The organism is Acinetobacter lactucae (assembly GCF_001605885.1).
GTDB classification, from domain to species: Bacteria; Pseudomonadota; Gammaproteobacteria; order Pseudomonadales; family Moraxellaceae; genus Acinetobacter; species Acinetobacter lactucae.
This window is the reverse complement of the sequence record NZ_LRPE01000004.1, coordinates 143,142-165,466: the sequence shown is the minus strand read 5'-3', so window position 1 is coordinate 165,466 and position 22,325 is coordinate 143,142. Positions and strand designations below refer to the sequence as shown.

Genomic DNA, 22,325 nt, shown 5'->3' with positions numbered 1-22,325 from the left:
AGGGATTGGGTGACCAATCCCTTTTTCATTGATAAGTCATGAAACTGTCATATATCTGCAATATAATAATGAGCATTAAATCACCAACTGTGGACAATAGTGATGAATTTGAAGCTTACATTTGCTGCTATGTTAATTGTACCGATGATGTTGACTGCTTGTGCTAAGAAAGATGAAGCATCTCAAGCTGGACAAGAATCGGCAGCTTCTACTGCTGTTTCTGAAAAAGTAACACCTGAGCAACAAGCAGCAATTGATGCGATTGATAAGCCAGTTCTAGATGAAAAGAATACAGATGTGGTTGAAGGTAGTGCGCCAAGTGAGGCTGCTGCTTCAGAAACACATTAATTTGTTGTTTTTTGTTAAAAAATCCCTGCAAATGCGGGGATTTTTTTTGAAATACTGTGATTTGTTGCTGAATTGAAATAAATGACAGGGTAGAATAAGCCGCACTACCTGGGAGGATATTATGGCACTCATTTCAATGCGCCAGCTCTTGGATCACGCTGCTGAACATAACTACGGCGTACCAGCATTTAACGTAAATAACTTAGAACAAATGCGTGCAATTATGCTTGCCGCGGATGCAACCAATTCACCTGTAATTGTTCAAGCATCAGCTGGAGCTCGCAAATATGCAGGCGCTCCATTCTTACGCCATCTTATTTTGGCTGCAATTGAAGAATGGCCACATATTCCAGTGGTAATGCATCAAGACCATGGAACCAGCCCTGATATCTGTCAGCGTTCAATTCAGCTTGGCTTTAGCTCAGTGATGATGGACGGTTCATTAGGTACAGATGGTAAAACACCTACTTCTTACGAATACAATGTTGATGTAACTCGTAATGTTGTTGCTTTAGCACATGCATGTGGTGTTTCTGTCGAAGGTGAGATTGGCTGTTTAGGTAGCCTTGAAACTGGTATGGCTGGTGAAGAAGACGGTGTCGGTGCAGAAGGTGTACTTGATCATTCACAACTTCTTACTTCTGTTGAAGAAGCGACTCAGTTTGTTGCCGATACTAATGTAGATGCATTGGCGATTGCTGTAGGTACTTCACATGGTGCTTACAAGTTTACTCGTCCACCTACAGGCGATATCTTGGCAATTGACCGCATTAAAGAAATTCATGCAGCGTTACCAAATACTCATCTTGTAATGCATGGTTCAAGTTCTGTGCCGCAAGAGTGGTTGAAAGTAATCAATGAGTTTGGCGGTGATATTAAAGAGACTTATGGTGTACCTGTTGAACAGCTTGTAGAAGCAATTAAACATGGTGTTCGTAAGATCAATATCGATACAGACTTACGTTTAGCTTCTACTGGTGCAATTCGTCAGTTCATGGCCGAAAACCCATCTGAGTTCGATCCACGTAAATACTTTGCTAAAACTGTAGATTCAATGAAGCAAATTTGTATTGATCGTTATGAGGCGTTTGGTACAGCTGGAAATGCTGACAAGATTCGCCCAATTTCTTTAGAGAAAATGGTTGATCGTTATAAATAATTCCCGTCAGGGTGTAATTTATAGAAACCGGTTATTTATATAACCGGTTTTTTATGGGTAAATTTTATTCATAAAAAAACCTGTGATAAACACAGGTTTTGATGAAGAGAAAAAGACTTACTTTTGTAAGTTCTTTTTGTCTAGACTTGGATCTTTGATTTCGACATATGCATTTGCACGTACTTCACGTAACCAGCTATCAATTTCAGTATTAAATTGACGTTCACCTAAAATTTGACGTGCCATACGCTCTTGATATTCATGAGTCATATCTTTTTCACGTTTGTCTGTCACTTGTAAGATATGCCAACCGAATTGAGTTTGGAAAGGTTTACTAATTTCACCTACAGGAATGTCCTGCATTTTTTTGTCAAATTCAGGCACCATCATTCCAGGTGTTACCCAACCTAGGCTTCCACCATCACGTGCTGAACCCGTATCATTTGAATAGGTTGCTGCAAGTGTTGCAAAATCTTCACCAGCTTTTAAGCGTTTATAAATGTTATCAATAATTTGCTTGGCATTCTCAAGTGTCACCACTTCAGATGGTTGAATGAGAATATGGCGGGTTTGAAATTGAGGTACCAAAGCTTTTTGCTCATTTTGTTTACGTTCAAGAAGCTTTAAAACATGTACACCATCACGTACCGATACTAAGTCAGTCGTTTGACCGTCTTGTAGGGGAGTAATACGAGCCGCAAGTTCAGCAGGAATATCAGATAGTGGGCGGAAACCCATGTCAGCACCTTCAACTTTTACATTTGCAGTTGAAAGTTTTTTCAAGGCATTTATATCGTTACTTTGCGTAAGCTTTGAACGTACTTCCTGAGCTACAGATTGAACTTCCTGTGGGTTATCACCAGAAATGCGCATATGAATTACATGTGCTTGGTTACCTAATGCAGCTTGTCCCTGAGGTGATTTTAAGAAGTTTTCTACATCTTGATCACTAATTTTAATACGAGACATCACTTGTTGTTGTCGCAAACGGCTAATCGCTAAATCTTCAGCGATTCGATTACGCAAACTTTCATAAGTTCCCGGAGCCATAGCATCTAATTTTTGCTGGAAAGCCTCTAAACTTTTAGAACCAGATTGACTTGCTACTTTAAGTACAGCTTCATTTAAGCTCTTTTCATCAGGTTTAATGCCATATTTTTTAACTTGTTCAAGTTGAGCTTGACGCAAGATTAATTGATCTAATACCTGAAACTGTAAGTATTGCTGAGGTGGCACTTCTTTCTTTTGAGCTTGCAGTTCATGAGCTGCTTCAGCCATACCTTGTTGAAGATCGCTTTTTAAAATTACGCTATTGTCCACAATTGCCACAACTTCATCAGCGGGTTGGGCAAAACTATGCATTGATGAAGAGATTAGGGCAGCAAGTGTAGTTGCTTTAAAAAACTGTTTAAGATGCTTTGTCTTCATTAACGTTGTGTCCAAGATTGATTAATTTTGTTAAAACCTAAAACGCGATTTTCAAGTAAAGACGCGAGTTTATTGTTTAAACCACCTAAACCTTTTAGTGTAATTTCGGCCATGATCGCGCGCTTTTCACTAACATCTGGAGATTTTGGATCGTCTAGATCGTTATAGTATGAACGGCCGTAGACAGAAATACCCCAGCAACATGACTCATAGTTAACTCCTAGCAAGAGTTCACGGGCAACATCATTGTCCATGTCATATTGTACGTGGCCCATAATACGCCAATTGTCTTTAATTGGTTGTATAAACGATGCAACAACTTGGTCATAAGTATCTTGACGACCAGTAATTTCTTTACGATAGAAATAGCCTAAGTTATATAGATTTCCTTTATCACCAGTATAGTAAAGTTGGAAGTCACGTTGAGCATTGTCACCATTCGACATCCACGCTGAATTAGCAGCAATGGTGAAGTTTTGATTAAGCTGGCTTGATAGGCTCACAACAGGACCGGTGTTACGCTCGGTGTCAAATTCATCCTGCTGTTTTAGTGTGACGCGACGATCTTCGAAATAGTAACTTTGGCCTACACTTGCACGTAAACGCTCTAAACCTACTGTGTCAAAGAGACTATAACTTACCCCTAATGATAGGAAGTTGTTGTCTTCTAGGCGATCATGACCATAAAAACGGTATGGGTTAAATAATTGATCATAACTTACTGACGCAGTGGTTGAGTCAAAGTTAGGGTAGCCGTCTTGATTTTTATACGGAGCATATGCATAGAAAGCACGTGGAGTAAGTGTTTGTAAATACTTACCTTCGCGTTCAAAGTTTAGTCCAGTGTCTAAGGTAAATTGAGGCACAACGACTGATTTATTTTCAGAACCGCCATCTAAACCTTGAGATGCGATACTGTCCTTATCATAAAACGTTTGAATAGAACGTACTGAAACTTCAGGGATCACAAAAGCTGCTGGTGTACGGTAGTTATAACGTGTTGCAAACTGGTTATAAATACGTGTACCACTACTTTCTTGAGCAGAGCCATCATTAATCGATTTCTTAAAGTAAGCAGTATCGTTATTAAATTCGTATTGTAAGCCTAGTGGATTACCAGTGACGTAATTTAATAAGAATTGTGGTAAACGAGCATAAGGTTTATCTGCATCTGCAACTTCAGGATCAAGTGTCTGGAAATCTTCAACCTTAAGCTGTGCTTTTAAACCCGGAATGCCATGTTGATAGTTAAGTTCCCAAGCTCTACGTAAGTTAAGATCTGTTTTAGAGTTCGGACTACTATCTAAATCAGAAAAATAATCTTTATCTGATGCATAGTTATATTCTAGGTTAGTAGACCACTGATCATTGATATCCCAATTATGTAAAAAATGGAAATCTTTACGGTCTTTATCATCATAACTTTTATCGGATGGCAAGATACCACCCCACATTTCACCAGCACCAAAGCCATCGGTTAAATATCTAAACTCACCTTTTAGCATTGCACCGCGGTCTGCTAAATATCGCGGAGTAAGTGTCAGATCATAGTTAGGCGCAAGGTTTAAATAAACCGGAACAGAAAGCTCAACACCACCATCGTTAGAGAAACCAAATTGTGGGTTGAGAATACCTGTAGTACGGCGGTCATCAATCGGGAAGTTAAAATAGGGAACAGCTAGAACAGGAACGTCCTTAACATATAATTTTGTTCCACGAGTTACGCCGCGTCCAGTTTCCTGATTTAACTCGATTTTATTTGCTTGGATTTTCCAACCAGGTTTTTGGCCTGGTGGGCAAGTCGTATAGGTTGCATCATTAAGAACCATAACATTTGGTGAGGTTCTTTCGATTTTTCCTGCATGACCATGGGCATGTTGCTGTTCAGAAATATAAAAACTATTGTCTAAATTCCCAGTTTGGGTTTTTAGGTTGTAATTAATTTCATCACTCTGTGAAAGTAACCCGCCTTGAGCTAACTGTACTCGACCTTGTGCATGCGCAAAGGTTTGGGTCTTATCAATCGTTACTTTATCAGCGCGAACTGTGCGTCCTTCCTGATCAATAACGACATCACCTTCTAAAACAGAATCACCCGCTGGATTGTAGTGTCCGTAGTTAGCCGTAACGACAGAAGTCGCTTTATCTGCATCTAAAGCTTTGGTCTCAGGGTTGATTGGTGTAACCCATGTGCCTTGGCAAAATGCTGAGCTTAAATATTTATTGTCACGAAGCTGAGCTTCAGGCGCAGATTTATCAACATAGTATTGCTGAAAGAATTCTTGACCTGGGTAAGCTTCCTTGATGCTCGCTTTAAGTTGATTATTGTCTATATTGGAGACAACATCAGTTGACTCAGCATAACTTGATTGTATGGAGCCACATAAGAGCGTAAAAATAGCTGTCGCTAAAGGATTAAATTTAAACTGATGCTTCATTGTCTCATTAACCAAGTATGCTAATTCACAATTAATTATTGTCGCATCATAGAGAAAAAGTTTATAAGTGGCTACACTTAACCCTTCAAAAATCTCAGCTTGTTTTAGATTTTATTGCAAATGAATACACAACGTGAACAATTGATATATACATGGCTTACATCTGTTCTTGAAAATGATCAATTTAAGATCGCTTTTTTAGCAGGTGATGCAAGCTTCCGCCGTTATGCGCGTATCGAGTTACAAAATAAAACGTATATGCTCATGGATGCCCCTCCAGAAAAAGAAGACTGTGTTCCGTTTGTGACCATTGACGAGTTTTTTGCGAGCCATGGCGTACGTGTGCCTCAGATCGTCGCGAAAGATCTGGCTCAAGGTTTTCTATTATTAGAAGACTTTGGTGATGTGCTTTTATCGACATTATTAACTAATGAAACTGTTGATAAATACTACGAACAAAGTTTTAAACAACTTATTCAATTGCAGTCTATTGACGGGACTAAACAGTTCCCAGTTTATTCTTACGAAAAATTAATGTCGGAGATGCAGCTACTTACAGACTGGATGTTGCCGTCACTTTCTATTCAGCCGACTGCTGAACAGAAAAAAACGATTGATAATGCATTTGACTTCTTGGCTCGTGCTGCATTAGCCCAACCGCAAGTTATTGTACATCGAGATTTTCATAGTCGAAATTTGATGAAAATTACCAATGAGCAAGAGTTGGGGGTAATCGACTTTCAAGATGCTGTTGTTGGTGCGGATACATATGACTTAATTTCGATTACGCGTGATGCCTATGTTCAATGGAACGCTGATCGTGTTTATCAATGGTTTAAAGTGTTTTATGACCTGTTGCCAGCGTCGACTAAACAAAACCGTAGCTTTGATCAATTTAAACGTGATGCGGATTTAATGGCTATTCAACGTCATATTAAAATTCTAGGCATTTTTGTTCGTTTGTTTGAGCGTGATGGTAAGTCAGGTTATTTGAAGGATTTACCACGTGTCATGTGGTATTTACTCGAAGAAAGCCGTGGTTATGCTGAACTTGAAGAGTTTATGGTATTTATGAATAACATCGTGATGCCTAAGTTTATCGAGAAATATGGTAGCTATGAGGTAGCAGCATAATGAAAGCAATGATTCTTGCTGCTGGCTTGGGCAATCGCATGCGTCCACTTACGCTATATACACCAAAGCCTTTGCTCGAGGTGGGCGGTAAGCCCCTTATTGTGTGGCATATTGAAAAACTTAAGAAAATTGGTGTGACTGAAATCGTCATCAATTCTGCATGGTTGGCAGATAAACTCATCAGTAGTTTAGGTGATGGCTCTCAATTTGGTGTTGATATCCGTTGGACACGAGAGGAAGAAGGTCTGGAAACAGCGGGTGGAATTATTAATGCTTTGCCACTGCTTGGAACAGATCCTTTTATTCTGGTGAATGGAGATGTATGGACCACAATGGATTTTGAAGCTCTACGCCATATTAAGTTAAACGATGATTTGGCACATCTTGTGTTGGTTGATAATCCTAAACAGCATCCTGAAGGCGACTTTACATTATTGGATGGGCGCGCTTTTACATTCGATCAAGATGTGACGGGCGAGAACCTCACTTTCAGTGGTGTGTCGGTTATTCATCCTAAGCTTTTTGATGGATTGGAAGCGGGTAAGCGTCCTTTAGCTCCACTATTGAAGCAAGCGATGCACAGTCAAAAAATATCTGGTGAAAAGCTTAAAGGTGCATGGGTAGATGTGGGAACGCCTGAGCGTTTAATGGAGCTAGATTTGCAAATTCGTGAAGGCTTCTACGATTAAGTGTGTAATCCCTAATCGTTAACTAGTGTTCCACGATGCATAAATGGGTATACTTTGTTTTAAATTTTACTTAGATGTTATCTGTTTATGCATCCGTTTTTTCAAGAGTTACAACAGGGTAGTCAAAAATTAGGTTTATCGCTTAGCGATGAAGCTTTGACATTATTGTTGAAGTATCAAGATGCTTTGGTACTTTGGAACAAAGCTTATAATCTAACAGCGATTCGTGATCCGAAAGAAATGTTAGTGAAGCATTTGTTAGATAGCCTAAGTATTTTGAAAGATTTGCCAACAGGCCGTTTGCTCGATGTAGGTACAGGTGGCGGTATGCCGGGCATGATCATTGCTTTGTGTCAGCCGGAACGTTCTTGTGTATTGCTTGATTCAAATGGTAAGAAAATTCGTTTTTTGAAACAGTTTATTGCTGACCTTAAGCTTAAAAACGTAGTAGCAGTGCAAACACGCGTTGAAAATCAAGATACAATTGATGAGCTTGGTCAGTTTGATGTCATAACAAGTCGTGCTTTTGCTTCTTTAACGGATTTTGTAGATGCAGCTCAGCCATACTTGCATCAGAGCAGTATCATTGCAGCAATGAAAGGAGTTGTGCCAGTTGAGGAAATTGAGCAACTTAAACGGGACTTTTCATGTAAAGTGATTGAGCTGAATGTACCAAGACTTGATGAACAACGTCATTTACTTTTACTTCAACGTATTTAAATAAAAAGTATTAGGGTTACCATGGCTCAAATTATTGCGATTGCAAACCAAAAGGGTGGTGTTGGTAAAACAACGACTGCAGTAAATCTTGCAGCGTCTCTAGCTGTATTAAAGAAACGTGTATTACTTGTAGATATGGATTCACAAGGTAATGCTACGATGGGGTCCGGAATTCAAAAGAACGATCTTTTGTATTCCATTACGGATGTTCTACTTGGCGAAGTACCAATTGAAACAGCTATTCAAAAAGCAGAAGTCGGATATAAAGTTTTAGGTTCTAATCGTGAACTTTCCGGTGTTGAGCTTGCTATTGCAGAGCAAGAAGGGCGCGAATTTATTCTAAAAAATGCTCTGAATGAAATCCGAAACTCATTTGATTTTATCATTGTGGATTGTGCGCCAAGCTTGAGCTTGATTACTGTTAATGCTTTGGCAGCTGTAGATAGTGTAATCATTCCAATGCAATGCGAATATTATGCGCTAGAAGGTTTAGCTGATTTAACGCAGACTATAGACCGTATTCAAAAGGCATTAAATCCTGATTTAGAAATTATTGGTGTATTACGTACAATGTACGATGCACGAAATGCTTTAACACGTGATGTATCTGCTGAGTTAGAACAGTATTTCGGAAAAAAACTTTATGATACTGTTGTTCCGCGTAATGTCCGCTTAGCAGAAGCGCCAGCACATGGTTTACCAGTTATCTATTTTGAGAAAAGTTCTAAAGGTGCAGTTGCATACTTAAATCTTGCAGCTGAGATGTTAAAGAAAAGTAAAGTGAAGAAAGGAAGTAAAGTATGAGCATCAAAAAACGCGGATTGGCTAAAGGTCGTGGTTTAGATGCATTACTTGGTTCAATTCAAAAAGAAAAATTACAACTTGAAGCTCAGGCACTTGATCACGGACAGTTGAAACAAATTGATGTAAATTTATTAAAACGTGGTGAATATCAACCACGTCGCTTTATTCATGAACATGATTTGCAAGAGTTAGCATCTTCTATTGAAAAACATGGAGTGATGCAACCTATTGTCATTCGTCCAGTTGATGATGAAGCATATCCGTATGAAATCATTGCTGGTGAGCGTCGTTGGCGTGCTGCACAACTTGCAGGCTTAACTGAAATTCCTGCAATTGTTCGCGATTTAAATGACCAAGTCGCGATTGCTTTAGCGCTCATTGAAAACATTCAACGCCAAGATTTAAACCCGATTGATCAAGCAATAGCCTTACAGCGTTTTCATGATGAATTCGGTCTAAGTCATCAAGAAATTGCTGAAACGGTAGGAAAAGCCCGTACTACAGTCAGTAATTTACTGCGTTTATTGAGTCTGGCTGATGAAATTAAAGATTTTATGCAGCAAGGTCTACTTGATATGGGGCATGCTCGAGCTATCTTGACGTTAAAAGGTAAAGATCAATTAGATATTGCTAAAATTGTAATTGAAAAAGGATTATCTGTTCGTCAAACAGAGCAATTGGTGCGTGATAGAAGTGAACCTAAACAGGAGAGGGAGAAAGCGCCTGTTGCACCAGATATTGAACAATTGACACAAAAACTATCAGAGCGTTTTGGCGCTAATGTAAAAATTGATCATAATCAAAAAGGTAAGGGTAAGCTGGTTATTCATTACCATACCTTAGACGAGTTAGATGGCATTTTAAATATTTGTTTGCCTGATTAATTTGCATTTGGGTCATATATTTCTAATTTTATATTCTTGGGGAAGAAGATATGTGGGAACTTGTGAAAGCGGGTGGTTGGTTGATGCTGCCTTTAATTCTATGCTCGATTTTAACTGTTGCGATCAGTATTGAGCGTTTTGTTCGGTTAAGACGTTCACAAGTTCTACCCAAAGCATTAATTGATGATAGTTCTTTAAGAACTGACGATATTATGGAAAATTTGGAGCAAAATGTAGAAGTGCAAAACAGCGCATTAGCTCACATTTTAAAAGCCGGTTTTGATCATCGAGAGCATGGTGAGCAATTTGCTCGTGCGCAAATGGAAGTAGCAGCTTCTCAAGAAATTTCTTATTTAGAAAAAAACATTAACTTCTTAGGAACTTTGAGTGCAGTGGCACCTTTACTCGGGTTGCTGGGTACGGTGGTTGGGATTATTGAATCATTCCTTGTGATTGATTTTGGATCGGCTGGTAGTCCAAGTTTAATGATTCCGGGTATTTCTAAAGCGCTTATTACCACAGCCGTGGGAATGTTAATTGCGATTCCAGCTTTAATCGCGTATCGCTATTTCCAAAGAGTAGTGCAGGATTATATTGCTGAGTTAGAACAGCAATCGACTTTATTTCATGCCTCATTGTTCTATAAACGTTCATCGTCTATAGCAGAACACCGTCGTGTTGGGTAATGGGTAAAGAACCACATGAAATTTAAACGTTCTCAGGTCGAAGACATTCATATCAATTTAACGCCCATGATTGATTGTTTGCTGTTCATTTTAGTTTTTTTATTATTGTCGACTACTTTTAATCAGCCAAGTCGTATCAATTTAACGTTACCAGATGCACAAGGTGTTCCACCAAAACAGTACGATCACAAAATTGAAGTCGTGGTAGACTCTGGTGGTCATTATGCTGTAAATGGTCAGGCACTTTCGTCTAAAGAGGTTGCTGATCTGAGTACTGCAATTAAGCAAGTTGCTCAAGAGCGCCGTGATTTTATGTTCATCATTGCTGCGGATGCCAAAGCGTCTCATCAGGATGTAATCCGCGTTATGGATGTTGCAGGACAACTCGGTTTTGTTAACATCAATATTAGTACCAAAGTTCCTTCTAGAGGTTTTTCTGAGTGAATCAAGATTTTAAGGTTTATTTGCGTCTCATAGCCTATTTAAAACCTTATTGGGGCGTGGCCTTATTAGTTCTTATCGGGTTCGGTATTAACTCAGCAACAGAAGTTTCCGTTGCTAAATTGATTAAGTTTATTATTGATGCAATCCAAAATAGCAGTAGAGCAGATTTGGATTGGTTCCCAATACTAATCATTTTATTGGTTTTTTTTCGTGGATTAGGCCTATTTATGGGCGGCTACTATACTGCGGTGATTTCACGTAGTCTGGTTTTTAGTATTCGACAAGAAGTTTATGCCAAACTTTTAAGATTACCTGCACAATATTACTTAGATAATTCATCTGGTCATATTACTGCCAAGATTATGTATAACGTTGAGCAGCTAACAGCAGCTTCTTCGGAGTCATTAAGAACCATTGTTAGGGATGGGATGATTACTCTAGGGCTGTTGGGTTATCTCTTTTATACCAATTGGCGCCTTACGCTATGTATTTTTGTATTCTTACCAGTAATTGGTATATTGGTGCGTAAAGCTTCAAAACGTATGCGAAAGCTTTCGTTACAGGTTCAAGATACGATGGGTGATGTGAATCACGTTGTCCAAGAAAGTATTAATGGTAATGCGGTAGTAAAAAGTTTTGCCGGTGAAGAGTCTGAACAAGCACGATTCTATAAGTCATCGGAAGAAAACTTAAAACGCGGTTTAAAAATGGTGATTGTACAAAACCTGAATAGCCCAGTGGTTCAGGTGGTGATGGCTTGTGCTATGGCCCTTATTGTATGGTTAGCTTTACGACCACAGATTTTAGGTAATACAAGTGCTGGTGAATTTGTGGCTTACATTACAGCTGCTGGTTTATTAGCAAAACCTGTTAAAAACCTGACTGATGTTAATGAAAAGTTACAGCGTGGTTTAGCTGCAGCTTACTCTGTTTTTGAGTTGTTGGATTTGCCTGAAGAGCAAAATAACGGACAATTAAAACCTAAACTAAATGGTGCAATTCGTTTTGATCATGTGGCATTAAATTATGCCGATGGTGTACAAGCGATTAAAGACTTCTCTTTAGATATCCTTCCGGGTCAAACTGTAGCATTGGTTGGACGTTCAGGCGCTGGTAAAAGCTCATTGGTTAACATGTTGGTACGTTTTCAAGAGGTATCAAGTGGGCAAATTTATTTAGATGATTTACCAATCAATGACATTGATCTTTCTTCTCTGCGTACACAAATCGCAATGGTAAATCAGCAAGTTGTATTATTTAACCGTACTGTTCGTGAAAATATTGCTTATGGTCAGTTGCAGGGTGCCTCAGATGAGGAAATCCATGCTGCTGCAAAAGCTGCATATGCACATGACTTCATTATGAATTTACCAAATGGTTATGATGCTGTTTTAGGGGCTCAAGGCCTAAATTTATCAGGTGGTCAACGTCAGCGCATTGCTATTGCTCGAGCAATTTTAAAGAATGCTCCAATATTAATTTTAGATGAAGCTACAAGTGCTCTTGATAATGAATCTGAACATTTTATTCAGCAAGCATTTGATGAAGCGATGCAAGACCGTACAACGATCGTTATTGCTCACCGTTTATCAACAATTGAAAATGCTGATCGTATTGTAGTGATGGATCAAGGGCAAATTGTTGAACAAGGTACTCACCAAGAACTCCTCGCAAAACATGGTGCTTATTATCAATTACACCAACGTAATTTCGAGGATAACTAAGCATGTCATTAGCCCAGCTGATCCAGAATGCATGGAATAAGCAATCGAGTTGGTTAGTTGCTTTACGTCCATTGTCTTGTTTGTATCGTGCTGGGTTTCTACTCAATCGTCATCTTTATTATTCAGGTTTTAAGCAAGTTTATAAAGCACCTGTGCCTGTGATGATTATTGGTAATATTACGGTTGGTGGAAGTGGGAAAACTCCATTATTAATAGAACTGGTGAATTATCTACAGCAGCATAATGTAAAAGTTGGGGTGATTAGTCGGGGGTATGGGGGTAGTGGTCCTTTTCCCATGTTAGTTACCTCAGGTGCACAGGCCGCTCAGGTTGGCGATGAGCCTGCATTAATTGTTCAGGCTACAAGTGTACCAATGGCGGTAGGTCCAAATAGACAGGCTGCAATAGAACTATTGCTTAAGTCATCAGAAATAGATTTGATTATTAGTGACGATGGGCTACAGCATTGGGCATTAGGACGGCAAATAGAGTGGATTGTACTCGATCAAAATCGTGGTCTAGGTAATAAAAAATTATTACCTGAAGGCTATTTACGCGAACCTGTTGAGCGTTTAGAAACAGGAACGGTGATTGAGCATACTTATAAACCTGCTACAGAATTAAATATGCACCTCGAGGTAGGACAGCCATATTTACTCAATCCTTTGTCTAGTTCTAAACCGAATTTCAATCCTGAGAATAGTTATCACGCTGTAGTCGGTATTGGCTTTCCTCAACGCTTTTATCAAACACTTAAAGATTTGGGCCTGAAACAATTTCAAGAACACGCATTTCGCGATCATCATGATTACACAATTAATGATTTAATTTTTAATGACGAGCTGCCACTTATTACAACTGAGAAAGATGCAGTTAAACTATTACCATTACTTGAAAAACATCCTGAATTTAAACAGTCTATTTGGGTAGTTCCTGTTAAAGCCGTCCTGTCTACACAGTGTTATGAGGTTTTAAAACAGCAATTGCAAGAACTTGATATTCAATTATCTTAGGTAGAAAAAATGAAACACATCGTCATTCCAGCGCGCTTCTCAAGCTCGCGTTTGCCAGGTAAACCATTGTTGCTTATTCATAACCGTCCTATGATTTTGCGTGTAGTGGATCAGGCAAAAAAAGTCGAAGGTTTTGATGATCTGTGTGTGGCAACAGATGATGAACGTATTGCTGAGATTTGTCGTGCAGATGGAATAGATGTGGTTCTTACTAGCGCTGATCATCCTTCAGGTACAGACCGTTTAAGTGAGGTGGCTCGTATTAAGGGCTGGGATGCAGATGATATTATTGTAAATGTTCAAGGAGATGAGCCTTTATTACCAGCTCAACTTGTTCAGCAAGTTGCAAAACTTTTGGTTGATAAACCGAATTGTTCAATGTCTACGTTGTGTGAGCCGATTCATACCTTAGATGAGTTCCAGCGTGACAGTATTGTAAAAGTAGTCATGTCAAAACAAAATGAAGCTTTATATTTTAGTCGGGCTACCATTCCTTATGATCGAGATGGGGCTAAGCATGATGAACAGAATTTACATTCACAAGCATTTCGCCATTTAGGTTTATATGCTTATCGAGTCAACTTATTACAAGAATATGTAACATGGGATATGGGTAAGCTTGAAAGGCTTGAGAGTCTTGAACAATTACGTGTTTTAGAAAATGGTCATCGAATTGCAATTGCTGTAGCCGAAGCAAATTTACCACCCGGTGTGGACACACAAGCTGATCTTGATCGGTTAAATAATATGCCTGTTGAATCTTTTGAATAAGCGTTAATTTTTAATGAATCCGAATGTAACTTCAAAGGTTTATCCTTGGCAGCAAACAACATGGGAAACCTTGACAACAAGGTTTCCCAATATTGGTCATGGTCTTTTATTTTACGGCAAGCAAGGTTGCGGAAAACATGCTTTTGCTAAACATTTTTTAGCATGGGTACTTTGTTTAAATAAGCAGTTGCAAGGCCCTTGCGGGGAATGTAGCAGTTGTCAATGGTTAAAATCAGACACTCATCCCAATTATGTTCATATCACAACGGATGAAGAAAATAAAAAGCAGAATGCAAAAATTAAAATAGAAAAGATACGTGACTTACTACCTTTCGTACAACAAACGGGAGAAGGTTGGCGTGTTATCGTGATTGAACCTGCTGAGGCACTTAATTTAGCATCTTCAAATGCTTTACTAAAGACTTTAGAAGAGCCTGGTGAACGAGTTGTTTTAATCTTGCTGGCTGATCACTACCTTAAATTACCAGCTACTATTCGCAGCCGACTACAACATTTTGCATTAGATCGTATTTCATATGAGCAAGCTACTTCATATTTAAATGAGCATTTATCTGAAATTGCCGAAGTGCAACCTGATTTACTCCTTGGCTTATCCAATGATATGCCTTTACAAGCCATAGAAATTGCAAAAAGTGATTGGTTTACTAAACGACAAACTTTCTTAAATGATTGGCTTAAAATTGTAGCGCAAAAAAATATGCCTTTATTTTTCTCAGGCAAATGGCAAAAAGAGTTAAGTTTTAGTGATTTTATGATGCTTTTTGAATACTTGTTGGGAGATTTAATTTGTGTCAAGCTAAATCAACCACAGAAAAATACGGATTTAGATTTTGATCAGTTAAGTCCATATTATGATTTAGAAAGCTTATTTAATATTTATAATGAACTACAACAAGCAAAAAAGCTTGTTGAGCAAAATGTACAAAGTCAATTAATTATAGATCAGTTGTTTATAACGTTAATGAACATTTAAGGGGAAGATAATGCAGCCGCAAATGGGGGGGATTATTCAGGTAAATATTCCTGATAAAGCTACTTTGCAAGCAAGCTATATGGGTTATGTGCAAGGTGGGGGCCTATTCGTACCATCAAAACAAAAGGTAAAGATGGGGCAAGAAATTTTCATTTTGGCAACTTTGCCTGAGCAGTCTCAAAAAATTCCTCTAACAGGCAAAGTAATCTGGATCTCCCATAAACAAAGTGGATTTAAACCTCAAGGTTTTGCTATTCAGTTAAGTGGAGATAAGGGAATTTATTATAAAACTGAGGCAGAACGAGTTTTGGCTGGTAGTATGTCTCTAGATCGTCCAAGTTATACCATGTAATTAAATAGGAAAGAAAAGTGTTTGTTGATACGCATTGCCATTTAACGATGTTAGATTTAACGCCTTATAACGGTGATCTGGACCTTGCGCTTGCAGCAGCGCGAGCAGAAGGAGTGTCTAAGTTTATGGCAATTTCCGTTGATCTGGATGACCATATTGCACTAGCTGAAATTGCAAAGAAACATGCTGATGTAGGTTATACGGTAGGCGTACATCCTTGTGAGGATGTGGACACAATGGCTCGTGCAACAACTGAATATTTGGTTGAATTGGCTCAATCAGAAAAAGTGTGGGCTTTAGGTGAAACTGGACTGGATTATTATCACAGTACAGATTTTATTGAGGAGCAAAAGGCATGTTTTGCAAGACATATCCAGGCTTCAAAAATTGTAAAAAAACCAGTTGTCGTTCATACCCGATCAGCAAAGCATGATACGGTAGATATTATTCGTGCTGAACACTCAACACATGGGATTCTGCATTGTTTTACTGAAGATTGGGAAACTGCTAAAGCTGTGCTTGATTGTGGCTATTACATTTCTTTTTCAGGTATTGTGTCATTTAAAAATGCACAAGATTTGCGGGATGTAGCTAAGCAAGTGCCACTAGATCGTCTTTTAATTGAAACAGATAGTCCATATTTAGCACCAGTTCCATATCGCGGTAAAACAAATGAACCAAAATATGTGCCTTATGTAGCCAAAGCGCTCAGTGATGTATATGATAAATCGGTTGAGGAAATTGCAATGATCACCTCACAAAATTTTGAGAACTTGCTAAAAGCGATTTAGATTATAGAAACTATATAAGAGAGTAATTGCGTGAAGATGGATCGTCAGGCTCAGTTCCGAGCAAGAGAAGTATTAATATTTCAGGTTGCGGAACAATTATTGCTAGAAAATGGCGAAGCTGGCATGACACTTGATGTCCTGGCTGCTGAGCTTGATTTAGCAAAAGGAACTCTGTACAAACACTTTCAAAGTAAAGATGAGTTGTACATGCTGTTGATTATTCGTAATGAGCGTATGTTACTTGAAATGGTTCAAGATACTGAAAAGGCCTTTCCAGAACATTTGGCCTTTTTTATGTTGCATCATTTACATCATCCTGAACGAACAGTTTTATTTCATCAAATTGAAGAAAAATTGTCGATTACTGCTCAAGGTGTACATCATCTTTTCCACGAACTTTATCAGGTGCGTAAACAGAGATTGCGAATTATCATTCGCATGACAGACCACTATTTAGAATCTATTCAAAGCAATATGCCTACACGAGATTATCTTGCTTCTATTTGGTCATTAACTCATGGCGCGGCAGCTATTCTCAATTCAAGTTTTTATCAACGATATTTAGGTTCAAGAGACACTTTAAGAGTGGCTTATATTGATCAGGCATTAGCCTTACCTAAACAAGCTGTTGAGCAATATGCTTAGGTCGATATGAAGTCTCAATCACCACTTAAATCCCAAAAAGGTTTTACTCTCATAGAAGTAATGGTGGTGATTGTTATTATGACGATTATGACCTCTCTAGTTGTACTCAACATAGGTGGAGTTGACCAAAAGAAAGCAATGCAAGCAAGAGAATTATTTTTGCTTGATATGCATAAAATTGGTAAAGAATCGCTTGATCAGTCTCGTGTTCTAGCTCTATCTACTCTGAGTGAAACCGATGTTTCACCTTTTTCTTATGAATTGTATGAGTATCACGACCAGAGTAAATTGCAGGTTCAAGATTTAAAAAATCGCTGGCAAAAATATTCAGAATTTACTACGCGGCGATTACCTAAACATGTATCGTTTACGGTACAACCTTTAGATGAGCAGAACTATTCAAAAGCTACAAATACGGATTTAATTGGAGGACAAACTCCTCAGCTAATCTGGTTTGGCAATGGCGAAGCTAAAACGGTGAAAATACAGTTTTACTTTGAACAAAAACCAATTGGTTCAGAAATACAAATTGATCATTTGGGTAAAATAAATGAAATTTAAAGGTTTTACTCTATTAGAAGTAATGGTTGCTTTAGCAATTTTTGCAGTGGCGGCTGTCGCGCTAACTAAAGTAGCCATGCAGTACACTCAATCTACCTCAAATGCAATTCTTAGAACAAAAGCTCAATTTGTAGCAATGAATGAAGTTGCTTTAATGGAGATAAATCAGGAATGGCTTGAAGGTACGCAAAGTAAGCAGGTTACTTCCCAAGGTGAAACTTGGCAGATTGATAAATCTGCACAATCCACAATTAGCCCGAATGTTCAGAAAGTAAATTTGCAAATTAGCTTATATGATTCTGATAAAGGGAAAATTCAAAATGGTATTACTCACTTAGTATTTTTTAATTATCCAATGAAAGCAAAATAATGATAAACAATAAATATAGCTTCCGAAGAGAAACTTCAAGTCTTGCGGCACGATCGAGCAGTGCTCGATTAATTCGTGCCTCAGGATTTACTTTAGTTGAGCTTTTAGTTGCAATTGCAATTTTTGCCATTTTATCTTTGTTGGGGTGGAAGGTTTTTGATTATTTATTAAAGGTCCGAGATCGTAATGCTCAACATGAAGTAAAGTTATTTGAATTACAAGATGCTTATCAGCAAGTTTTACGGGATTCATTGCAAATTATACCGTTATCGGCTAATCAAGGCGGACAGTTACATCCAGCTCTAGAGCTTGACAACCAAGTTCTTCGCTTTAGTAAAGCTGGTGTTACTGATCCCTTAAAGCAAGGATTATCACCTTTTGAGCGTATTGAATATCGATATGATCCTGATCAAAAAAAGCTTTATCGTCTTAAATATAGTAATTTAAATACTTCAAACAAAGAGCAACCTTTATCAAGTACGCTGTTGAGCCAAGTAGAACAATTTGAAGTTATAGTGTTGACACCGCAGGAAGTGACAAGATGGCCAGAGATTAATCTTGATCCCACAAAACCTGAAGAGTTTAGAAAGTTACCGAAAGGAATAAAAATACAACTCACCGTTGCAGGAGTAAGTTATGAGTGGATTTATAGCTTAAATCAAGGGAATTTATCTCTCTCCAAAGAAGGAGGGGCATAATGGTACGCTATAAAAAGAGTCAGCGAGGCGTAGCGTTACTCACAATTTTGATTATGGTTGCATTGGCTACAATTTTGGCTGCCTCTATCGCAAAGCATCAAACAAATACGATGGAAAATACGGGTTATTTGATACGTCAAAATCAGTCATTACTCTATGCAAAAAGTGCAGAAGCTTTTTTTTCTGAATTATTAATTCAAGATACTAATAATGCTGGTGGTATTGATCATTTAAAAGAAAGCTGGGCTCAGCCGATGCCACCTTTTCCAATAGAAAATGGAGCTGTATCGGGGCGCTTACTAGATGAGTCAGGAAAATTTAATCTAAACAATTTAACGACCAATGAAGGCAAGGTAAACGAAGCTGCTAAAAATTGGTTTGAGCGATTGCTTGTGCGTGTAGGATTGCCAGCAGAGTTAAGTCAAGCAGTTATTGATTGGCAAGATCCAGATGAAGAACCAAGCGGTCCTATGGGGGCAGAAGGTAATTATTATGAAGGGCTTGATCCTGGTTATTTAGCTTCAAATGCAAAATTCCATCGTATTGAAGAGCTGAAACTGGTCAGGGGTTTTGAAGGCAAGAAATATGATTTAATCGCACCGTACATTTCTGCATTGCCTGAAAATACAAAAGTGAATATTAATACCGCATCACCATTGGTATTAGCGAGTATAGATCAAAAATTAGATTTAGGAGCTATAGAAAAAGAACTTCAATTACGCCAACAAAATTTAAAATTCTTTCAAAATATTGATGAATTATGGCAATTGGCTGCTTTTTCGGCAGTTGATGTGCAGAATAAAACTGAAGTTAATAGCCTTTTAGATGTGAAGTCGAACTTTTTTCAGGCACAAATCGAGGTTGTGTTGAATAATAGAAAAAGACAGTTTACAAGTGCCTTAATGCGCAGTGATAAGCAGGTTTATGTATATTCTAGAAATATAGCACCGTTTAACTAATTGAAAATTTATGATTTATTTTCTTTGGATGTTTTTTGAAGTTTGTAATTATAAATTTTTCTCAAGTTAAGCGTTAAAGTAAGTACAAACTTTCTATATGTTTATATTCAATGTTTCTTCACAAGTCTTATCATACTTTTTGCTAATTGTTTCTAATTGAAAAGTGGTGCGAAATTTTCGTCTTTTGCTTTATAATAATGTTCTTAGAAGGAATGATCGATTTGGCACATGTTAATTCGTAAGTTATTTAAGTTTGAAAATGCACATGTTGTACGTAACTGTACATCGGATCGTTGTAAGCGATCAATTCATGGACATAGCTATAAAGTTGAGTTATTGCTTAAAGCTTCGAAATTAGATCATGGGCAAATGGTTTATGATTTTGGACTCCTAAAGGGAGTAATAAAAGATCTTTTCGACAGTTTTGATCATGCAATCTGCTTTTGGGAAAAAGATGATTCTCAATATATTGATGCTTGTCAGACTTTTAGTGCTCGTTGGATTTCTTTGCCCGTTTCACCGTCAGCTGAACAGTTTTCACGTATCTTCTTTTATCTAGCTCAGCAAGTTTTGCAATCAACAGTCACTCAAAATGGGGAAGGTGATGTTGAGGTTTATTCGGTCATTGTTCATGAGACTGATACTGGATATGCTCAAAGCTTTATTGAAGATATTCAAAACGAACAAATGGGCATTTTAAGTCTTGATGGAATTGTTTTTTCAGAACAAATTCAGATAGAGTGGGCAAATCCACAAATGTATGAAGACTTGAAAAAAGGGGTTAAATTTAATAATCCTCAAGTTGATTTACAAGTCGAAGTATAAATCGAATTACTTACAGTATTTGTAGAATTGAAAATTGATCTAGGATGACATTAATGCAATTAACTGAGCAACAGCAAGATAAACTCAGTAAAGTTCAATTAGAAGAAAGTTGGAAAAGATCTTTAGTACCTTTTCTATTAAGTCCTCAAATGGATAGCTTGCGCGATTTCTTATTTCAGCAGAAACAAGCTCAAAAAATAATATATCCGCCGAGTAAGCAGATTTTTAATGCTTTAAATACTACACCATTGGCTGATGTGAAAGTTGTGATTTTAGGACAAGATCCGTATCACGGGCCAAACCAGGCCAATGGTTTAAGTTTCTCTGTTCAAAAAGGTATTGCATTACCACCATCTTTGCGCAATATTTTTCATGAGTTACATACAGATTTGGGTATTCCTGCTCCTCGCCATGGTGATTTAACAAAATGGGCGAAACAAGGTGTGCTTTTACTTAACAGTGTGCTTACAGTTGAAGCTGGTCAGCCGACTTCACATCAAAAGCAGGGTTGGGAAGCCTTTACTGATGAAGTCATTGATGTTCTAAATGAACAAAGACAGCATATAGTATTTATTTTGTGGGGTGCTTATGCACAGCGCAAAGGACAACGTATAAATAGAGATAAACACTTGGTTTTAACGGCCGCACATCCATCACCTCTTGCTGCAAATAGAGGAGGATTTTTTGGATGCAAAGTGTTTTCAAAAACAAATCAATATTTGAAACAACATGGCATTGAGCCCATAGACTGGCAATTGGACGCATGATGAACTCTCCCAATGTAAATAACTATCACCCGGACTTGGTGGTTGAAGAAGCAAAAAACGGCTGGCGTATAGTACGTTTGAATCGTCCTAAATCGTTACATGCTTTAGACGAATCAATCGTAACGGCATTATTGCGTGTATTTGAAGATTTCCGTGACGATGAACAGGTTAAAGCAATTTGGTTAGACTCAACGACACCAAAAGCTTTTTGTGCAGGTGGTGACGTTAGGAAATTACGTCAACTTGTTATTAATCAAGAAGTAGATACCGCAAATAAGTTCTTCCAACAGGAATATGCTTTAGATCTACTCTTACATAATTATGCTAAACCAGTTGTTGTTTGGGGTGAAGGCTATGTTATGGGTGGTGGTTTGGGCTTGTTTATGGCTGCACCATTCCGTTTAGTCACACCATATTCTCGTTTAGCAATGCCTGAAATTAATATTGGTTTATATCCAGATGTTGGGGCAAGCCGTTTCTTGGCGGATCGTGGTCCGATAGGTTTGTTTACTGGTTTAACTGGTTCAATCATGACTGCTGCCGGAGCATATAGTATTGGTTGGGCAACACATATTTGTGAAGCGCAACGTGATAATGTTTTGCAAAAAGTTTTAAATATTAATTGGGCTCATTATCCAGCAGGTGATTTTCGAGCAATTGATGATACTTTAAATAGCTTGCACCGTCCTGTTGCAGCAGGCCCATTGCAAAACTCACTTGATGTGATTCGTAGCGTTTGCCGCGGTTTCAATTTTGAGCAGGATTATCAAGCGATTGTTAGTTTGCGTGATGCGAGCAGTGATTGGTTGCGTCAAGCGAGTGAAAACTTGCAAAAAGGATCTCCTAGTACTGCGGCAATTACTTGGTTACTATGGCAGTGGGGAAAACAAGTACACTCATGGGATGAAGTCTTTGATCTAGAGGCTCAGATTTCTGAGTGGAAAATACGTCATCCTGACTTTGTGGAAGGTGTTCGTGCACGCTTGGTGGATAAAGACTTATCACCAGAATGGAAGCAATGTGATGATCTAAGCTTAAGAGGTATATTGGCTGATTGTCCACCAGTCACTTCAATAGATAGTTGGAATGCCTTACTTAGACAACATGGTGTGATTACCTAA

General features: G+C 38.2%; 25 protein-coding genes. 23 read left to right on the top strand and 2 right to left on the bottom strand.

The window, feature by feature from the left end; genetic code table 11:
• Positions 1–102 precede the first annotated feature (102 nt).
• Positions 103–348: a hypothetical protein gene (locus tag AWW73_RS01980; protein ID WP_002121463.1), complete on the top strand. Its 246-nt coding sequence runs from the start codon at positions 103–105 to the stop codon at positions 346–348.
• A 121-nt stretch (positions 349–469) separates the two neighbouring features.
• On the top strand, positions 470–1,507 hold the full coding sequence (gene fba / locus AWW73_RS01975; protein WP_016145083.1) for a class II fructose-bisphosphate aldolase: 1,038 nt from the start codon (positions 470–472) through the stop codon (positions 1,505–1,507).
• Positions 1,508–1,624: 117 nt separating this feature from the next.
• On the opposite strand, the gene AWW73_RS01970 is transcribed toward fba, so the two are convergent.
• Both AWW73_RS01970 and AWW73_RS01965 read right to left on the bottom strand, forming a co-directional pair.
• Positions 1,625–2,935 (bottom strand): peptidylprolyl isomerase, encoded by a 1,311-nt coding sequence (locus AWW73_RS01970; protein ID WP_062848593.1) that lies wholly within the window; start codon positions 2,933–2,935, stop codon positions 1,625–1,627.
• Entirely contained in the window at positions 2,935–5,373 is a 2,439-nt protein-coding gene (locus AWW73_RS01965) for an LPS-assembly protein LptD (RefSeq protein WP_016145085.1), read from the bottom strand. The genes AWW73_RS01970 and AWW73_RS01965 overlap by 1 nt, the downstream gene beginning before the upstream one ends.
• A 120-nt stretch (positions 5,374–5,493) precedes the next feature.
• On the opposite strand from AWW73_RS01965, the gene AWW73_RS01960 reads away from it, so the two are divergent.
• From AWW73_RS01960 to AWW73_RS01860, 21 genes are all read left to right on the top strand, one after another.
• Positions 5,494–6,507, top strand: coding sequence for an aminoglycoside phosphotransferase family protein (locus AWW73_RS01960; RefSeq protein WP_062848592.1), 1,014 nt, complete (start codon positions 5,494–5,496; stop codon positions 6,505–6,507).
• Positions 6,507–7,196, top strand: coding sequence for an N-acetylmuramate alpha-1-phosphate uridylyltransferase MurU (gene murU / locus AWW73_RS01955; protein WP_016145087.1), 690 nt, complete (start codon positions 6,507–6,509; stop codon positions 7,194–7,196). The genes AWW73_RS01960 and murU overlap by 1 nt, the downstream gene beginning before the upstream one ends.
• Positions 7,197–7,283: 87 nt before the next feature.
• Positions 7,284–7,916: a 16S rRNA (guanine(527)-N(7))-methyltransferase RsmG gene (rsmG, locus tag AWW73_RS01950; RefSeq protein WP_062848591.1), complete on the top strand. Its 633-nt coding sequence runs from the start codon at positions 7,284–7,286 to the stop codon at positions 7,914–7,916.
• 21 nt (positions 7,917–7,937) lie between these two features.
• Positions 7,938–8,720, top strand: a complete 783-nt coding sequence (locus AWW73_RS01945) for a ParA family protein (RefSeq protein WP_002121458.1) — start codon at positions 7,938–7,940, stop codon at positions 8,718–8,720.
• Complete coding sequence (locus AWW73_RS01940; protein WP_016145089.1) at positions 8,717–9,604, top strand: ParB/RepB/Spo0J family partition protein; 888 nt, start codon at positions 8,717–8,719, stop codon at positions 9,602–9,604. The genes AWW73_RS01945 and AWW73_RS01940 overlap by 4 nt, the downstream gene beginning before the upstream one ends.
• Positions 9,605–9,654: 50 nt before the next feature.
• Complete coding sequence (locus AWW73_RS01935) at positions 9,655–10,290, top strand: MotA/TolQ/ExbB proton channel family protein (protein WP_016145090.1); 636 nt, start codon at positions 9,655–9,657, stop codon at positions 10,288–10,290.
• A 15-nt stretch (positions 10,291–10,305) separates the two neighbouring features.
• A complete protein-coding gene (locus AWW73_RS01930) occupies positions 10,306–10,734 on the top strand; it encodes an ExbD/TolR family protein (protein ID WP_016145091.1) in 429 nt (142 codons plus the stop codon).
• Positions 10,731–12,458 carry a lipid A export permease/ATP-binding protein MsbA gene (gene msbA, locus AWW73_RS01925; RefSeq protein ID WP_062848590.1) on the top strand — a complete coding sequence of 576 codons (1,728 nt, stop codon included), beginning with the start codon at positions 10,731–10,733 and terminating at the stop codon, positions 12,456–12,458. The genes AWW73_RS01930 and msbA overlap by 4 nt, the downstream gene beginning before the upstream one ends.
• 2 nt (positions 12,459–12,460) lie before the next feature.
• Positions 12,461–13,471 (top strand): tetraacyldisaccharide 4'-kinase, encoded by a 1,011-nt coding sequence (gene lpxK, locus AWW73_RS01920; RefSeq protein ID WP_062848589.1) that lies wholly within the window; start codon positions 12,461–12,463, stop codon positions 13,469–13,471.
• A 9-nt stretch (positions 13,472–13,480) separates the two neighbouring features.
• The gene (gene kdsB / locus AWW73_RS01915) at positions 13,481–14,242 is read left to right on the top strand and encodes a 3-deoxy-manno-octulosonate cytidylyltransferase (protein ID WP_062848588.1); all 762 of its coding nucleotides are present in this window, start codon (positions 13,481–13,483) and stop codon (positions 14,240–14,242) included.
• Positions 14,243–14,255: 13 nt separating this feature from the next.
• Positions 14,256–15,236 carry a hypothetical protein gene (locus AWW73_RS01910; protein ID WP_062848587.1) on the top strand — a complete coding sequence of 327 codons (981 nt, stop codon included), beginning with the start codon at positions 14,256–14,258 and terminating at the stop codon, positions 15,234–15,236.
• 10 nt (positions 15,237–15,246) lie between these two features.
• Positions 15,247–15,588, top strand: a complete 342-nt coding sequence (locus tag AWW73_RS01905) for a PilZ domain-containing protein (RefSeq protein ID WP_002121335.1) — start codon at positions 15,247–15,249, stop codon at positions 15,586–15,588.
• 17 nt (positions 15,589–15,605) lie between these two features.
• Positions 15,606–16,379, top strand: coding sequence for a TatD family hydrolase (locus tag AWW73_RS01900; RefSeq protein WP_016145096.1), 774 nt, complete (start codon positions 15,606–15,608; stop codon positions 16,377–16,379).
• Between the two features lie 36 nt (positions 16,380–16,415).
• Positions 16,416–17,024, top strand: coding sequence for a TetR/AcrR family transcriptional regulator (locus AWW73_RS01895; protein WP_014206595.1), 609 nt, complete (start codon positions 16,416–16,418; stop codon positions 17,022–17,024).
• 6 nt (positions 17,025–17,030) lie between these two features.
• Entirely contained in the window at positions 17,031–17,585 is a 555-nt protein-coding gene (locus AWW73_RS01890; protein ID WP_016145097.1) for a type II secretion system protein, read from the top strand.
• The gene (gspI, locus tag AWW73_RS01885) at positions 17,575–17,955 is read left to right on the top strand and encodes a type II secretion system minor pseudopilin GspI (protein ID WP_062848586.1); all 381 of its coding nucleotides are present in this window, start codon (positions 17,575–17,577) and stop codon (positions 17,953–17,955) included. The genes AWW73_RS01890 and gspI overlap by 11 nt, the downstream gene beginning before the upstream one ends.
• A complete protein-coding gene (gspJ, locus tag AWW73_RS01880) occupies positions 17,955–18,653 on the top strand; it encodes a type II secretion system minor pseudopilin GspJ (protein WP_062848585.1) in 699 nt (232 codons plus the stop codon). Before gspI ends, gspJ begins: the two co-directional genes overlap by 1 nt.
• Positions 18,653–19,612, top strand: coding sequence for a type II secretion system minor pseudopilin GspK (gspK, locus tag AWW73_RS01875; RefSeq protein ID WP_062848584.1), 960 nt, complete (start codon positions 18,653–18,655; stop codon positions 19,610–19,612). Before gspJ ends, gspK begins: the two co-directional genes overlap by 1 nt.
• Positions 19,613–19,840: 228 nt before the next feature.
• The gene (locus AWW73_RS01870) at positions 19,841–20,437 is read left to right on the top strand and encodes a 6-pyruvoyl trahydropterin synthase family protein (protein WP_016145101.1); all 597 of its coding nucleotides are present in this window, start codon (positions 19,841–19,843) and stop codon (positions 20,435–20,437) included.
• 53 nt (positions 20,438–20,490) lie between these two features.
• Positions 20,491–21,204, top strand: coding sequence for a uracil-DNA glycosylase (ung, locus tag AWW73_RS01865; RefSeq protein WP_016145102.1), 714 nt, complete (start codon positions 20,491–20,493; stop codon positions 21,202–21,204).
• Positions 21,201–22,325: an enoyl-CoA hydratase/isomerase family protein gene (locus AWW73_RS01860; protein WP_079748353.1), complete on the top strand. Its 1,125-nt coding sequence runs from the start codon at positions 21,201–21,203 to the stop codon at positions 22,323–22,325. The genes ung and AWW73_RS01860 overlap by 4 nt, the downstream gene beginning before the upstream one ends.